Source organism: Methylobacterium sp. WSM2598, from assembly GCF_000379105.1.
Taxonomy (GTDB): domain Bacteria; phylum Pseudomonadota; class Alphaproteobacteria; order Rhizobiales; family Beijerinckiaceae; genus Methylobacterium.
The window spans coordinates 7,359,829-7,374,777 of record NZ_KB900609.1 but is presented as its reverse complement, the minus strand read 5'-3'; the positions used below and the strand labels follow the sequence as shown (position 1 = coordinate 7,374,777).

At 71.8% G+C, this 14,949-nt stretch carries 13 protein-coding genes and 1 pseudogene; 2 read left to right on the top strand and 12 right to left on the bottom strand.

What is annotated here, in order from left to right; all coding sequences use genetic code 11:
- Positions 1 to 342 precede the first annotated feature (342 nt).
- Complete coding sequence (locus MET2598_RS41830; RefSeq protein WP_157182315.1) at positions 343 to 690, top strand: hypothetical protein; 348 nt, start codon at positions 343 to 345, stop codon at positions 688 to 690.
- Positions 691 to 1,158: 468 nt separating this feature from the next.
- On the opposite strand, the gene MET2598_RS0134310 is transcribed toward MET2598_RS41830, so the two are convergent.
- On the bottom strand, positions 1,159 to 2,337 hold the full coding sequence (locus MET2598_RS0134310) for an NnrS family protein (RefSeq protein ID WP_026191087.1): 1,179 nt from the start codon (positions 2,335 to 2,337) through the stop codon (positions 1,159 to 1,161).
- Between the two features lie 160 nt (positions 2,338 to 2,497).
- Between MET2598_RS0134310 and MET2598_RS0134305 the strand changes: the two genes are divergently transcribed.
- The gene (locus tag MET2598_RS0134305; protein WP_018263891.1) at positions 2,498 to 2,890 is read left to right on the top strand and encodes a metal-sulfur cluster assembly factor; all 393 of its coding nucleotides are present in this window, start codon (positions 2,498 to 2,500) and stop codon (positions 2,888 to 2,890) included.
- 251 nt (positions 2,891 to 3,141) lie between these two features.
- On the opposite strand, the gene MET2598_RS0134300 is transcribed toward MET2598_RS0134305, so the two are convergent.
- The 11 genes and pseudogenes from MET2598_RS0134300 to MET2598_RS0134250 form a co-directional block, all read right to left on the bottom strand.
- Positions 3,142 to 3,726, bottom strand: coding sequence for a DUF2478 domain-containing protein (locus MET2598_RS0134300; RefSeq protein ID WP_018263890.1), 585 nt, complete (start codon positions 3,724 to 3,726; stop codon positions 3,142 to 3,144).
- Between the two features lie 55 nt (positions 3,727 to 3,781).
- Positions 3,782 to 4,303 carry a molybdopterin adenylyltransferase gene (gene mog, locus MET2598_RS0134295; protein ID WP_012335345.1) on the bottom strand — a complete coding sequence of 174 codons (522 nt, stop codon included), beginning with the start codon at positions 4,301 to 4,303 and terminating at the stop codon, positions 3,782 to 3,784.
- Between the two features lie 8 nt (positions 4,304 to 4,311).
- Positions 4,312 to 5,334, bottom strand: coding sequence for a GTP 3',8-cyclase MoaA (moaA, locus tag MET2598_RS0134290; protein ID WP_018263889.1), 1,023 nt, complete (start codon positions 5,332 to 5,334; stop codon positions 4,312 to 4,314).
- A gap of 191 nt (positions 5,335 to 5,525) precedes the next feature.
- Positions 5,526 to 6,125: pseudogene (locus MET2598_RS0134285) on the bottom strand (carbonic anhydrase); the annotation flags it as partial.
- The gene (locus tag MET2598_RS0134280; protein ID WP_012335348.1) at positions 6,100 to 6,684 is read right to left on the bottom strand and encodes a hemerythrin domain-containing protein; all 585 of its coding nucleotides are present in this window, start codon (positions 6,682 to 6,684) and stop codon (positions 6,100 to 6,102) included. The pseudogene MET2598_RS0134285 and the gene MET2598_RS0134280, both read right to left, overlap by 26 nt.
- A complete protein-coding gene (locus tag MET2598_RS0134275) occupies positions 6,662 to 6,970 on the bottom strand; it encodes a hypothetical protein (RefSeq protein ID WP_012335349.1) in 309 nt (102 codons plus the stop codon). Before MET2598_RS0134275 ends, MET2598_RS0134280 begins: the two co-directional genes overlap by 23 nt.
- 10 nt (positions 6,971 to 6,980) lie before the next feature.
- Positions 6,981 to 7,814: a peptidylprolyl isomerase gene (locus MET2598_RS0134270; protein ID WP_018263887.1), complete on the bottom strand. Its 834-nt coding sequence runs from the start codon at positions 7,812 to 7,814 to the stop codon at positions 6,981 to 6,983.
- A 68-nt stretch (positions 7,815 to 7,882) separates the two neighbouring features.
- The gene (gene narI, locus MET2598_RS0134265) at positions 7,883 to 8,647 is read right to left on the bottom strand and encodes a respiratory nitrate reductase subunit gamma (RefSeq protein ID WP_012335351.1); all 765 of its coding nucleotides are present in this window, start codon (positions 8,645 to 8,647) and stop codon (positions 7,883 to 7,885) included.
- A gap of 12 nt (positions 8,648 to 8,659) precedes the next feature.
- Entirely contained in the window at positions 8,660 to 9,406 is a 747-nt protein-coding gene (gene narJ / locus MET2598_RS0134260) for a nitrate reductase molybdenum cofactor assembly chaperone (protein ID WP_012335352.1), read from the bottom strand.
- A 14-nt stretch (positions 9,407 to 9,420) separates the two neighbouring features.
- Positions 9,421 to 10,950, bottom strand: coding sequence for a nitrate reductase subunit beta (gene narH, locus MET2598_RS0134255; protein ID WP_018263886.1), 1,530 nt, complete (start codon positions 10,948 to 10,950; stop codon positions 9,421 to 9,423).
- A gap of 83 nt (positions 10,951 to 11,033) precedes the next feature.
- Entirely contained in the window at positions 11,034 to 14,792 is a 3,759-nt protein-coding gene (locus tag MET2598_RS0134250; protein WP_018263885.1) for a nitrate reductase subunit alpha, read from the bottom strand.
- Positions 14,793 to 14,949 lie beyond the last annotated feature (157 nt).

Here is a 14,949-nt window from a genome sequence, read left to right as displayed (position 1 = left end):
ACGGGCCGGCACCGGCAAGCTGCGCGCCGCCGCGCAGCAGGACCTCGCCGGGCCGTTCGGGGCATCGACGCTCCGAACGGGGAATGCGGACCGTCATCCGGCAAGCCGCCTCGCGCGGCCTCATACGACGGAGCCACTCAATCCTAGATTACAACGGCACAGATCTACCAAATCGTTAGCGGTCGAGATCTTATCACATGTTATAGATATAGTTCCTACGGCATATGCAATGTTCGTCCTACGGCTAAGTTGTTCTCTGTGTTGGATTTATCTATAAGACTAGCAAAGCGGCTGCATCGCACGACGATTCTGTCTCGACTATGCGAGCGGCCGAACACCAGAATGGTGGATGCAATGGAAAATGTAATCCCATTCTTGAATGTGAACGCATCGCAAGACGACTTCAGGAGGCTCACAGACGACCTGAGGGCCGCTTTCGAAAGAGGAGACGATCTTGGTTCTCGGGCTATTCACATTGAGAAGATTGCCACCGAAATCAATATTAAGATCCTGAATTTGCGAGCTGAAATTGAAAATCTGGAGAGGATCAGATACGTTGATGGCACCACTCACGACGTATTTTTAGAGTCGTGCGAGAAGTTATGTGATGATTTGGAGAAAATCGCAAATTCGTTCATAGCTTTGTCAAATCATGCGGCCAATGTCGAGGAGGAACAGGAAATCCGCTGAGGATTTCAGCGCGGAAGAGATCCTGACCGGTGTCGCTGACTCGCGGAGTTGAAGGGCCGCAGCCGATCCCTCGACGGCTCGCGCCCATGCTTCGAAGCAAACGCAAGGGAGCTGTCCGGCTCCGCCTGCCGAGGCTCGGCCGCAGCACGCGCAGGGACGGCCGCGGACGGGCCGGCCGGCGATCTCCTGGACGCCCGCCGTCCGGCAGCCGGGGCCCGCTCGGGACGTGCGTCGCGTGCGCGAGGCAACGCCCCGCGCCGGCCGTGACCGTCGTCGGCCCCCGATGCGCGCCCGTCTCCCCGCGAGGTGCGGGGAGTGCCGTGAAACCGAGGAGGATCGCGGGCACGATGAGGAGCGGCGGCGCCTTGAGCCCGGCCCACCGCGAGGGCTGGGCGCTCCAGCTTTCGTGGTCCCGCGTTCGGGCCCGGATCGCCGCGCGACGGCGTTACGCGCCCATGCCGACGCCGCTCACTTGAGCCTGGGTCGGGTGAGCACGGTCCAGTACGCGGCCGCGAAGCCCAGGAAGGCAGCAGCCCACAGGGTCCCGGCGATGGGAAGCAGGACGCCGAACCATGCCGGGTGGACCGAGGCGCAGACCCGGGCCAGCACCGAGGCGACGACGAGGGCGTAGACCGCCTGCACGGCGGGGGACGCCGCAAGGGGCCGGCCGGTGTGCCCGAGGCTTGCGCGCGACATCACGGCGAGGGTCATCCCGCCGATGGCGCCCCCGGTCCAGGCGTGGATGCCGGCCCCGGCCGGCAGCGTCCCGAGCGCCGCGAGGCCGATGAGCACGAAGCCGAGCGGGACGAAGCCGTAGGCCACGTGCAGGATCAGGACCAGCCGGTCCCGCCAGGTGCGGTCTCCGGCCCAGCGGGCGAGGCGCACGGCCTGGAGCAGCCCGGCCGCGAGGAGCGCCGCGCCCGTCCAGGGCCCCTCCGGCACCGCGACCCAGGCGGCGAGCGCGACGGCGGCACTCACCAGCGCGACCGCGTCGAAGCGGTCCGCCGAGGCGGGCAGGCGTCCCGGGTTCTCGCGGGCGAGCCAGTTGCGGGTGAAGCTCGGCACGATGCGGCCGCCGATCAGCATGACGAGCGCCAGCGACGCGGCGATGCCGACCCGGGTGCCGTGCGCGGCGATGCCGGACAGGTGCGCCTCCGCGTGGAACAGCGCGTTGCCGCCGAGGAGCAGGGCGAGGACGCCGAGCACCTTGAGGTTGCGCCAGTTGCGACCGGCCAGGATCTCGCGGGCGACCGCGGCGGTGAGGAGAGCGAGGAAGGACAGGTCGGCCAGCGCGGCGGGAAGCCAGCCGGTCAGGGCCGACAGCCCGACCGCGAGCCGTCCGACCACCCAGGCGAGCACGAGGACGAGGAGGGGGGTTCCCTGCAGCGGCAGCCGGCCGGTCCAGTTCGGGACCGCGGTGAGCAGGAAGCCGGCCACCACCGCGGCGACGAAGCCGTACAGCATCTCGTGCACGTGCCAGTCGCGCGCCGCGAACGCGGTCGGGAGCGCGAGGTCTCCGCCGAACATCGGCAGCCACGCGAGCACGGCGAGGCCCGTGTAGAGGGAGGCCAGCAGGAAGAAGGGCCGGAAACCGTAGGACAGGACCGCCGGTCCCTCGTAGGCGCGCAAGCGCGGTATCGGAGCCATGGCCGTCCCTCCTCGCTCGGCTGGCCCGCCAGGGCGGCGCGCGCCGGCCGGGCGGTCCGATCCCGGATAGCGGCTCCGACGACGATGCTGATTGACCTGGATCAAGGCCATGATTGGCACAGGTCACATCTTCCGGACGCGACCACGGGAGGGGGTGACGATGCTGTCCTGGCTGAGACGTCGCGCGGCGCGGCAGGAGACCGAGGCGGCGGACGATCCCGGTTCCCTCGACCCGGACGTGCTGGATTGCCTCAAGGGCGTGCTCGACCCCGAGGTGGGCGTCAGCGTCGTCGCCCTCGGCCTCGTCTACCGGGCACTCCGCACGCCGGACCGCGTCGAGGTCGACCTGACGCTCACCACGCGCACCTGCCCGCTCGGCGGTCTCCTGGTGGAGGACGCCCGGGAGCATCTCCGCCGGCGCTTCGGCGACTGCCCCGACGTCGTCGTCACGCTGGTCTGGAGCCCGGCTTGGACGCCCGACCGGATCACCGGCGAGGGCCTGGAGGCGCTCGGCCACCAGCCCCCCTCCCTCCGGGAGCGCCTGCGGGATTGATCACGGTCACCGTGAACAGGGATCGCGGCGAGCAGGGGCCTCCCGGGTTGCACGGCACGCAGCGGCCACCCCGCGCAGCCCGCTGCCGGCCGGCGGCCGGGAAGCCCGGCCGAGGATTCGGGTGACGGCGGCTGGGCCGCAGCGGCCGGCGCGGCCGCTGCGCGCACGATCCGCGGATGTCGACTTCGCTCAGGCGCCGCGCACAGGCGCCGCGCAGGCTCGTGATCCGCTTCGATCAAGCGGATCCCGGATCAGGCGTGCCGGGCCGGCGCGTCGCCGCCCATCCCGTCCAGGGCCCCCGCGCGCCCTGACGGCGATGGGCGCGTGAGCAGCCGGCCGCGGCACCACGCCTCGATCCGGTCCGCATCCGGGGGCATGACGGCGTCCTCCTCTCCCGCGAAGGCGCGCCATGCGGGCAGCAGCGCCTCGCTCACCGGCACGACCGACGGGATGCCGGCCACGATCGCCGCCGCCGTCTCGGCGCGGAGCCCCCGCCCCTCGGCCTCCTGACGGCCGAAGCGGTTGACGAACAGGAGCTCCGGCTCCGCCGCGACCGCGGCCGCGAGCCAGGCGGCCCCCTCCGCGAGACCGCAGGTGGTCAGGCGGCACCCGCGCGCCGCGCCGCCGCGGCTCTCGAAGATCTCCACCCGCCGGCCGGACCCGATCTCCTCCAGGAACAGGCTCGCGCAGCGCGACGGAGTGCCTCCGCGGCGGAACTGGAGCAGGCCGCCCACCCGGTATCCGGCGCCGGCGAGCCGGCGGACGACTTCCGCCAGGACCACGTCGGGGCGGCTCGCGCGCCCGTAGGCGACGACGCAGATGGAGGAGGCGCACATGGCGGAGAACCGATGGCGGAGAACCGATGGCGGGGAACCGGTCTCGGAGCAGATTTCAGGACGGCCGGAAGGCCCGCACCACGGCGGGGTCGGTCTCGATGCGCGCCGCCCCGATCAGGTCGAGGCAGTAGGGCACCGCCGGCATGATTGCGAGCAGGGACAGGCGGATCGAGGACGGGCGTCCCGGCAGGTTGATGACGAGGGCCCGGCCGCGGATGCCGGCGGTCTGGCGTGACAGGATGGCCGTCGGGACCTGCTCCAGGCTGCGCGCGCGCAGCACCTCGCCGAATCCCGGCATCATCCGCTCGCAGGCCGCCCGCGTCCCCTCGGGCGTGAGGTCGCGCGGTGCCGGGCCCGTCCCGCCGGTCGTGAGAACGAGGTCGCACCCCTCGCCATCGACGAGGTCGATGATGGCGTCGCGCACGCTCTCCAGACCGTCCGGCACGAGCCGGGCGACCGGCTCCCAGGGCGAGGCGAGCAGGTGCGCGAGTTCCGCCCAGATCGCCGGGCCGCCCTCGTCGGCGTAGAGGCCGGCCGAGGCGCGGTCCGAGACGGTCAGGATGCCGATGCGGGCCATGTCCACGGCTAACCTCCCGTGACGCTCATGTGGCGGGCCAGCGCGGCCCCGGCGCCCCGTCCGATGACGAAGTCGTGGCCCTTCGGCTTGTGCAGGACGGCGGCGTCGATCGCCGCCTGCAGCAGCCCGTCGCCCTCCGAGCCCCGGAGCGCGGCGCGCAGGTCGCGCCCCTCCTCGTGCCCGAGGCAGGTGTAGAGCATGCCGGTGCAGGTCACCCGCACCCGGTCGCAGCCCTCGCAGAAATTGTGGGTCAGCGGGGTGATGAAGCCGAGCCGCCCGCCCGTCTCCGCGACGCGGACGTAGCGGGCCGGGCCGGCCGAGCGGTATGCCAGCGGTTCAAGGGTGAGGCGCCGCGCCAGGCGCCGACGCACGACGTCGAGGGGGAGGAACTGGTCGGCTCGGTCGGGTCCGACCTCGCCGAGCGGCATGACCTCGATCAGGGTCACGTCCATGCCGCGCCCGTGCGCGAACCGCACGAGGTGCTCCAGCTCGTCCTCGTTGGTCCCCTTGAGCGCCACCGCGTTCAGCTTCACGGACAGGCCGGCGGCCTGCGCGGCGTCGAGCCCGTCGAGGACCGCGCCGAGATCCCCGCGGCGGGTGATGGCGCGGTAGCGGTCCGGGTCGAGCGTGTCGAGGGAGACGTTGACCCGCCGCACGCCGCACGCGGCGAGGTCGCGCGCGCGGGCCGCCAGCAGGGTCCCGTTCGTGGTCAGGGTCAGTTCGTCGAGCCCGCCCGCCCCGAGGTGCCGGGAGAGGGAGTCGAGCAGCCGGACGACGTCCCGGCGCACCAGGGGCTCGCCGCCGGTGAGCCGGATCCGGCGCACGCCGCGCGCCACGAAGGCCGAGCAGAGCCGGTCGAGCTCCTCCAGGGTGAGGAGGTCGCGCCGGGGCAGGAAGGTCATCCGCTCGGCCATGCAGTAAGTGCAGCGCAGGTCGCAGCGGTCCGTCACCGACACGCGCAGGTAGCTGACGTGCCGGCCGTACCCGTCGACGAGCGGGTGGCCGGAGCGGGCGGGGACCGGGCAGGTCATGGTGCGGCGGCCTCTCGGTGGTCCATGCTCCGGCGGGCATCCGCCTCCCCGCAGGGGGCATCCTCGACGCCGTCGAGCAGGTGCACGGCGCTGAGCCTGATCTGAGCCGAGCGGTCGTCGGCCGGCGTCGGGTCGACGTGCCGCGCCGGGACGGGCGACGCCCGCGGCCCCGCGGCGTCGTGCGTGACGCAGAGGTCGCGCACCAGGCCGTCCCGCAACCCGTAGATCCAGCCGTGAACCTGCAGCGGGCGGCCCGCCGCCCAGGCGGCGCGGACGATGGGCGTGCGCGCCACGCGCGCGACCTGCGCCTCGACGTTGAGCTCGCAGAGCAGGTTGACCCGGGCCTCCGCGTCGCGGATCGGGGCGAACCGGTCGCGCTGGCGCGCGTGGATGGCGGCGACCGGCGCGAGCCAGTGGTCGACCAGGGATCCGCCGTCGCACCGCAACGCCCGGCGCACCCCGCCGCACCCGTAATGCCCGCACACGATGATGTGCCGCACGCCGAGCGTCCCGACCGCGTATTCGAGCACCGAGAGCAGGTTGAGGTCGCCCGTGTGCACCACGTTGGCGACGTTGCGGTGGACGAACAGCTCGCCCGGGTCGAGCCCGATGATCTCGTTGGCCGGCACGCGGGAATCCGAGCAGCCGATCCACAGGAAGTCGGGGGCCTGCTGCGCCGCCAGCCGGCGGAAGTAGCCGGGGTCCTGCCGCGTCTTGGCGATGGCCCAGTCGGCGTTCCGGTCGAACAGGTCCGCGATGGTCCGGTCAGGCATGGCCGACCCCGCCCGCAAGCCGCCATCCCCGGCGCGCCGCCATCCGCCGCGACAGGCCCGCCAAGTCCGCCGCCGTCAGCCGCGTCCCGGCGAGCGGCATGACGAGCGCGTTCTCGACGGCCACGCGCCGGCGCAGGCGGGACGCGAACAGGCGGAGGGACCGGCGCAGGCCGTCGTCCGGCGCCGCGCCGCCGGCCACGGCCGACAGGCCCTGCGCCAGGGCCGCGACCAGCTGCTCCCCGAGCGCGTGGTCGCCGGCGAGCGCGCCGAGCACGTCCTCGACGCGGTCCTCGGGCCAGGCCCTGCGCCGCACCAGCGGGTGGAGGTCCTCCTCGTCGTCGAGCCCGTGGATGGAGAGGTCGCCGACGAGGTGGCCGGCGAGCGCGAGGGCGAGGGCGCGGTCGACGGCGTCCTCGTCGGCGGTCTGCTCGGCGAGGGTGCAGAGCCGTCGCATGCGCAGGTGGTCGACGAGGAGGTAGTCGAGCGGGTGCGCGAGCAGGCCGCGGTCGGGCGGGGCGAAGGCCTCGCGCCCCGCGCGCGCGTTCGCGGCGGGCTCAGTGGCGGTGTCCGCAGGCATGGGAGCCTCCCGGGGCGCTCAGCGCGAATTCGACCATCCGGCGCAGGCAGGCGAGGCCGGGCTCGGTCGTCCGGCCCATCGCGCCGATCAGGCCGACCCACTCCTCGTCGGAGGCGGTGTCGGAGAACAGGCCGACCGCCCGCGCCGCGAAGGCGCCGGGCGCCACACCCGCGCGGGCCGCGGCCTCCTGGACCCGGCCGAGCAGGACGAGGTCGCCGAGCTGGACGAGGGTCTCGGCGGCGACGGCCTCGTCGTCGAGTCGCGCGATGATGTCGCCGAGCAGCATGGCGCTCTCCTCAATTGACGTTGAGCGCGCCCGGCGCCGGGATCTCGATGCCCTCGATGCGCGCCTGCCCGAGGAGCCGGGCGACGTACTGCGCCTGGGCGCGGCGCCGGACCGCCTCGGACAGGTACGCGGCGATGCGCGGGCTCGCGGCCTCGAAGGGGAGGGTGCCCCCGTCGAGGCGGCGCCCGAGGCGGATGACGTGGACGCCGTAGCGGGTCTCGACGGGTGCGCGGGAGATCTCGCCGGGGCGCATGCCGCGCAGCGCCGCCTCGAAATCCGGCGTGGTCTGCCCGGTCGTGACCTGGCCGAGGCTGCCGCCGACCTCGCCCGAGGGGCAGGCCGAGTGCAGCCGCGCCAGTTCCTCGAACGTGTCCGGATCCTCCTCGAGCATCGCGATGATCATGTGGGCGTTGAGCCGGGCGAGCTCGTAGGCGGCCGCGTCGTCCCTGGCCGCGGCGAACAGGATGTGCGACGCCTCGAACAGGTCCGGCGTGCGGAAGCGGGCGGGGTTGCGCTCGTAGTAGCGCCGGCACTCCTCCTCGGTCGGCGCGGGCACGGCCACTTCGCGCTCGACGAGCGCCCGCATGCGGGCCTCCTCCTCGGTCTCGCGGCGCCCCTCCGCGTCGCGCGCGGGCTGCGCCGCGATGCCCAGGCGCCTCGCCTCCTGCCCGAGCGCCTCGCGCAGCACCAGGGCGAGCGCCGCCGCCCTCCAGGCCGCGACCGGGGTCGGGGCCGGGTGGTTCTGCACCTCGCGCGAGATCGCCGCGCGGGAGATGGTGACGCCGTTGACCCGGATCGGCGGCCTGGGGGCGTCGGGAACGGGGTGGAGGGAGCAGGCGGACATGGTGGGCGTCTCGGGTCGGGCGTCTCGGCGCGGGGGAGGGGGAGCCCGGGGCGAGCCCCGGGACGGGGTCACTCCGCCGGCTGCGGGGCGGGGACGGGGCGGATCCCCGAGAGGGCGGGGCGCGCTGCGGCCTCGCGGACGGGCCGCGGCCTCCTCGTGCGCACCACCTGGTAGCCGCGGCGGCCGAGGTACCAGACCGGCGCCGACCAGACGTGGACGAGGCGGGTGAACGGGAACACCAGGAGAATCGTCATGCCGAGCACGATGTGCAGCTTGAACACCGGGTGCACGTCCGCGACGATCTCGGCGAGGCCGGGCCGCAGCGTCAGCACGCCCTGGGCCCAGGTCATGAACTTGACCATCTCGTGGCCGTCCATGTGGCCGAGCGAGACCGGGATGGTCGACAGCCCGAGGATCAGCTGGGCGTAGAGCATCAGGAGGATCGCCGTGTCCGAGACCGACGAGGTCGCCCGGATGCGCGGGTCGAACAGCCGCCGGTGCACCAGCAGGCTGAGGCCGACGAAGCAGGCCGTGCCCGCGACACCGCCCGCCACGATGGCGAGGCCCTGCTTGAAGCCGTGGCTCACGCCCACGGCGTCGAAGACCGCGATCGGGGTCAGCAGGCCGAGCGTGTGGCCGGCCAGGATCGCCAGCACGCCGACGTGGAACAGCACCGAGCCGAGCATCAGCTGCCTGCGGCGCAGGAGCTGGCTGGAGCCGGCCTTCCACGTGTACTGCTCGCGGTCGAAGCGCAGGAGCGAGCCGACCAGGAACACGGTCAGGCAGAGATAGGGGTACCAGCCGAACAGGACGTGGTTGAGGTTGCTTGCCATGGCCCTCTCTCCTCAGGCGCGGGAGGACAGGTGGGTGAAGACGGCGCGGGACGGATGCGCCCCGGGCACCTCGACCCCGGGCGCCGGGCGCCGGGCCTGGCGCAGCTTGGCGGCGAGGCTCTCGGTCCCGCAGGCGGCGTCCGCCCCGAGCCCGAAGCGGACCTCCACCTCCTCCCAGGCGGCGTCGAGCGCCCCGAGATCGGTCGGGTCCTCGCCCGCGTCCGGGACCACGGCGCCGCGCGCCTCCTCGCTCGGCGCGGCGGCCGCGAGGGCGACGAGCGCCTCGAACACGGCCGCGTAGGCCGTGTCCCGCTTGCGCAGGCGCTCGCCGAGGGCGGCGAGCACGTGGGCCGGCTCGGCCAGGAGCTGGCGCGCCTCCGCGGGCGGGCGCAGCGCGCAGAATTCCAGGAAGAGCGGCACGAAGTCGGGCAGGTCGCCGCCCTCGATCGCGAAGCCCGCCGCCTCGTAGACCCCGCGCAGGTCGACCATGGCCTGGCCGCGGTCGCGGCTCTCGCCGTGCACGTGCTCGAACAGGTGCAGCGAGAGCGAGCGGGTGCGGTCGAACAGCATCCCGTAGCGCTCCTGCAGGTCGTAGAGGTCCCCGGCGGCGAGGTCGCGCAGCAGCGGCTCCAGGGCGTCGCGCCGCGGTCGGGCGAGGACGCCCTCGTCGTGCAGGACGTCGCGGATCTCCGGGACCGCCCGCGCCAGCGCGGGCGACGGGTAGGTGAGCAGGGCCGAGAGGGCCTTCAGCGTCTTCATGTCGGTGCTCCGCCTCAGGCGACGTCCACGGGGGTCTTGACCCTGGCGGCCTTCGGCGCGCCGAACAGGTTCGCCTCGGTGCGGCCGCCCGAGCAGCCGTTGCCGAAGGAGAAGCCGCAGGAGCCGCGCAGGTCGTAGGCGTCCTCCAGGCCCATCTCGCGGTGGCTGGTCGGGATCACGAACCGGTCCTCGTAATTCGCGATCGCCATGACCCGGTACATCTCCTCGACCTGGGCGGCGCTCAGGCCGACCCGGGCCGCCAGGGCCTCGTCCACCACCCCGTCGACGGTCTTGGCGCGCATGTAGGCCCGCATCGCGAGCATCCGCTCGAGGCCGGTCACCACCGGCGCCTCGTTGCCGGCGGTGAGCAGGTTGGCGAGGTAGCGCACCGGGATGCGCAGGTTCCTCACGTCCGGCATCTCGCCGTCGAGGCCGATCTTGCCGGCCGCGGCCGCGGACTGGATCGGCGAGAGCGGCGGCACGTACCAGACCATCGGCAGGGTCCGGTATTCGGGGTGGAGCGGGAAGGCGATCCGCCACTCCATCGCCATCTTGTAGACGGGCGAGCGGCGCGCCGCCTCCAGCCACGCCTCCGGGATGCCCTCCCGGCGGGCCTCGGCGAGGACGCGCGGATCGCAAGGGTCGAGGAAGACCTTGAGCTGGGCCTCGTAGAGGTCGCCCTCGTCGCGGGTCGAGGCGGCCTCCTCGATCCGGTCGGCGTCGTACAGCACCACGCCGAGGTAGCGGATCCGCCCGACGCAGGTCTCCGAGCACACGGTCGGCTGGCCGGCCTCCAGGCGCGGGTAGCACAGCGTGCACTTCTCGGACTTACCCGAGGACCAATTGTAGTAGATCTTCTTGTAGGGGCAGCCGGACACGCACATCCGCCAGCCGCGGCACTTGTCCTGGTCGATCAGGACGACGCCGTCCTCCTCGCGCTTGTAGATCGCGCCCGACGGACAGGAGGCGACGCAGGCCGGGTTGAGGCAGTGCTCGCACAACCGCGGCAGGTACATCATGAAGGTGTTCTCGAACTGGCCGTAGATCTCCTCCTCGATGCCCTCGAAGTTCCGGTCCTGCCGGCGCTTGGCGAATTCGCCGCCGAGGATCTCCTCCCAGTTCGGCCCCCAGGCGATCGTCTCCATGCGGGCGCCGGTGAGCTTCGAGCGCGGCCGCGCGGTCGGGAAGGTCTGCAGCTCGGGCGCCTTCTGCAGGTGCTGGTAGTCGAAATCGAACGGCTCGTAGTAGTCGTCGATCTCCGGCAGGTCCGGATTGGCGAAGATGTTGGCGAGGACGCGCCACTTCGCACCGATGCGCGGCTCGATCCGGCCGTCCTGGCGGCGGCGCCAGCCGCCGTTCCAGCGCTCCTGGTTCTCCCAATCCTTCGGGTAGCCGATGCCGGGCTTGGTCTCGACGTTGTTGAACCAGGCGTACTCGACGCCCTCGCGGTTGGTCCAGACGTTCTTGCAGGTGACGGAGCAGGTGTGGCAGCCGATGCACTTGTCGAGGTTGAGAACCATCGCGATCTGCGCGCGGACTTTCATGGCGGACTTCCTTCGTCACCGGCGGCCGGGACTGGGTGCTCGGGAGGGGAGGGCGGGGGCGGGGCGCCCCCGGCGCGGCGGGCCTACTCGGCGGCGTGGAGCCTCGCGGCGCCCGGCCCGGCCCCCGCGGGGCGCGGCTCCTCAAGCCAGTCGACCTGCGCCATCTTGCGCACCACCACGAACTCGTCGCGGTTCGCCCCGACAGTGCCGTAGTAGTTGAAGCCGTAGGAGAGCTGCGCGTAGCCGCCGATCATGTGGGTCGGCTTCAGCACCGCCCGGGTGACCGAGTTGTGGATGCCGCCGCGCTGGCCGGTGATGCCGGAGCCGGGCGTGTTCACGATCTTCTCCTGGGCATGGTACATCATGCACATGCCGTCCTTGACGCGCTGGGAGACCACCGCCCGGGCCGCGATCGCGCCGTTGACGTTGTAGACGTCGATCCAGTCGTTGTCGGCGATGCCCGCCTTGCGCGCGTCGCTCTCGCTGATCCAGACCACGGGCCCGCCGCGGTTCAGGGTCAGCATCAGCAGGTTGTCCGAGTAGGTTGAGTGGATGCCCCATTTCTGGTGCGGGGTGATGAAGTTCAGCACCAGTTCGGGATGGCCGTTATCGACGCGGCCCCGGATCGGCTCGATGGTCTTGAGGTCGACCGGCGGCCGGTAGACGCAGAAGCCCTCGCCGAAGGCCCGCATCCAGAGGTGGTCCTGGTAGAGCTGCTGGCGCCCGGTCAGCGTCCGCCACGGGATCAGCTCGTGGACGTTCGTGTAGCAGGCGTTGTAGCAGACCTTCTCGGATTCGAGGCCCGACCAGATCGGCGAGGAGATGATCTTGCGCGGCTGGGCGACCACGTCGCGGAAGCGGATCTTCTCGTCCTCCTTGGACAGGGCGAGGTGGGCGTGCTCGCGCCCGGTCGCCTTGCCGAGGCTCTCCCAGGCCTTGACCGCGACCTCGCCGTTGGTCTCCGGCGCCAGCATCAGGAGCACCTCGCAGGCGTCGATCGCCGTCTCGATGCGCGCCAGCCCCTTGGTCGGCCCCTCCTCGGTCACGGTGCCGTTGAGCGCCTTGAGCAGCTCGACCTCGTGCCCGGTGTTCCAGGCCATGCCCTTGCCGCCGTTGCCGACCCGGGCCAGCAGCGGCCCGAGCGCGGTGAAGCGCTTGAACAGGTTCGGGTAGTCGCGCTCGACGATTGTGACCGTCGGCATCGTGCGGCCGGGGACGGGCTCGACCGCGCCCGTCTTCCAGTCCTTCACGTCGAGGGCCTGGGCGATCTCGCCGGGCGTGTCGTGCAGGATCGGGGTCAGCACGACGTCCGTCTCGACCCCGAGCACCTCGGGCGCCACCCGCGAGAAGGTCTCGGCGAGGCCCTTGTAGATGTTCCAGTCGGTGCGCGCCTCCCAGACCGGGTCCACCGCCGCCGTGAGCGGGTGGATGAAGGGGTGCATGTCGGAGGTGTTGAGGTCGTCCTTCTCGTACCAGGTCGCGGTCGGCAGCACGATGTCGGAGTAGACGCAGGTCGTCGACATGCGGAAGTCGAGGGTGACCAGGAGGTCGAGCTTCCCCTCGGGCGCGTCCTCGTGCCAGACGACCTCGTCGGGCTTGCGGCGGCCCTCCGCCCCGAGATCCTTGCCGAGCACCCCGTGCGAGGTGCCGAGCAGGTGCTTGAGGAAGTACTCGTGGCCCTTGCCCGACGAGCCGAGCAGGTTCGAGCGCCAGACGAACAGGTTGCGCGGCCAGTTCTTGGGGTTGTCCGGGTCCTCGCAGGACATTCTGAGCTCGCCGGACTTCAGGGCCCAGGCGACGTAGTCCTTCGGCTCGAGTCCGGCGGCGGCCGCCGCGGCGGCGATCCCGAGCGGGTTCTGCTCCAGCTGCGGCGCGGAGGGCAGCCAGCCCATCCGCTCGGCGCGGACGTTGTAGTCGATGATGGCGCCGTCCCAGGGCCCGGCCGGCGCGGTCGGCGAGAGGATCTCCTTCACGTCGAGCGTCTCGTAGCGCCACTGGTCGGTATGCGCGTAGAAGGCCGAGGTGGAGTTCTGCTGGCGCGGCGGGCGGCCCCAGTCGAGGGCGAAGGCGAGCGGCGCCCAGCCGCTCTGCGGGCGCAGCTTCTCCTGGCCGACATAGTGCGACCAGCCGCCGCCGGACTTGCCCACGCAGCCGCACATCACCAGCATGTTGATCGCGCTGCGATAATTCATGTCCATGTGGTACCAATGGTTCATCGCGGCGCCGATGATGATCATCGACCGGCCATCGGTCTTCTCGGCGTTCCGGGCGAATTCGCGCGCGACGGTCACGATCTGGTCGCGCGGGACGCCGGTGATCCGCTCCGCCCAGGCCGGCGTGTAGGGCTCGTCGGCGTCGTAGGAGGCGGCGACGTTGCCGCCGCCGAAGCCGCGGTCGAGGCCGTAATTGGCCAGGAACAGGTCGTAGACGGTCGCGACGAGCGCCTCGCCGTCGCGGGTGGCGAGGCGCCGCACCGGCACGCGCCGCGCGATCACGCTGGCATGGTCGCTCGACGCGAAATGCGCGTGCGCGATGTTGCCGAAATACGGGAAGGCGACGTCCTCGAACTCGTCCGCGGCGCCCGCCAGGGACAGGCGCAGGTCGACCGCGCGTCCGTCCCCGGCCCGGCTCTCCAGGTTCCACTTGCCGGTCTCGCCCCAGCGGAAGCCGACCGAGCCCAGGGGCGCGACGAGCGCGCCGGTCTGGTCGTCATAGGCGAGGGTCTTCCACTCGGGGTTGTTGGTCTCGCCGAGCGCGCCGTCGAGGTCCGAGGCGCGCAGGAAGCGCTCGGGCACGAGCCGCCCGTCCTGGCGCACGAGGCGCACCAGCATCGGCATGTCCGTGTAGCGCTTGGCGTAGTCGATGAAGGAGGGCACCTGCCGGTCGAGGTGGAACTCGCGCAGGATCACGTGGCCCATCGCCATGCCGAGCGCGGCGTCGGTGCCCTGCTTCACCGACACCCACATGTCGGCGAATTTCGAGGCCTCGGAGTAGTCGGGGCAGATCACGACGCTCTTGGCGCCGCGGTAGCGCACCTCGGTGTAGAAATGCGCGTCGGGGGTGCGGGTCTGGGGGACGTTCGAGCCCCACAGGATCAGGAAGCCGGCATTGTACCAATCGGCGCTCTCGGGCACGTCGGTCTGCTCGCCCCAGGTCTGGGGCGAGGAGGGCGGCAGGTCGCAGTACCAGTCGTAGAAGGACATGCAGACGCCGCCGAGCAGCGACAGGTAGCGGGCGCCCGCCGCGTAGGAGACCATCGACATGGCGGGGATCGGCGAGAAGCCGAAGACGCGGTCGGGGCCGTGCGTCCTGACCGTGTAGGCGTTGGCGGCCGCGATGATCTCGTTGACCTCGTCCCAGGTCGCGCGCACGAAGCCGCCATGGCCGCGCACGGAGGTGTAGGAGCGGCGCCGCTCCGGGTTCTCGACGATGTGGGCCCAGGCCGCCACCGGGGTCCGCATCACCCGGGCCTCGCGCCACAGCCGGAGCAGGCGCGAGCGCACCAGCGGGTGCTTCACGCGGTTGGCCGAGTAGAGGTACCAGGAATAGCTGGCGCCGCGGGCGCAGCCGCGCGGCTCGTGGTTGGGCAGGTCGGGCCGGGTCCGGGGATAATCGGTCTGCTGGGTTTCCCAGGTGACGATGCCGCCCTTGACGTAGACCTTCCAGGAACAGGAGCCGGTGCAGTTCACGCCGTGGGTGGAGCGCACGATCTTGTCGTGCTGCCAGCGCTTCCGATAGCCGTCCTCCCAGGCGCGGTCCTCGGCCGTGACGATGCCGTGACCATCCGAGAAGGTGTCGACCGTCTTCCGGAAGAAGGTCAGTCTGTCGAGGAAGTGCGACATCGCGCGGTGCCTGGTCGGTTTCGAGGTCTTCGAGGGCACTCTGGCCGCGTGGTCAGGCCCAAGCCTTGACTTGGATCAATCGCTCAAGTGACCCTCGTCATGTCGCCCCAACGGGACGGACGGCGGGAGGTGTGCCTCCCGCCGGCCGTCCGAGCGT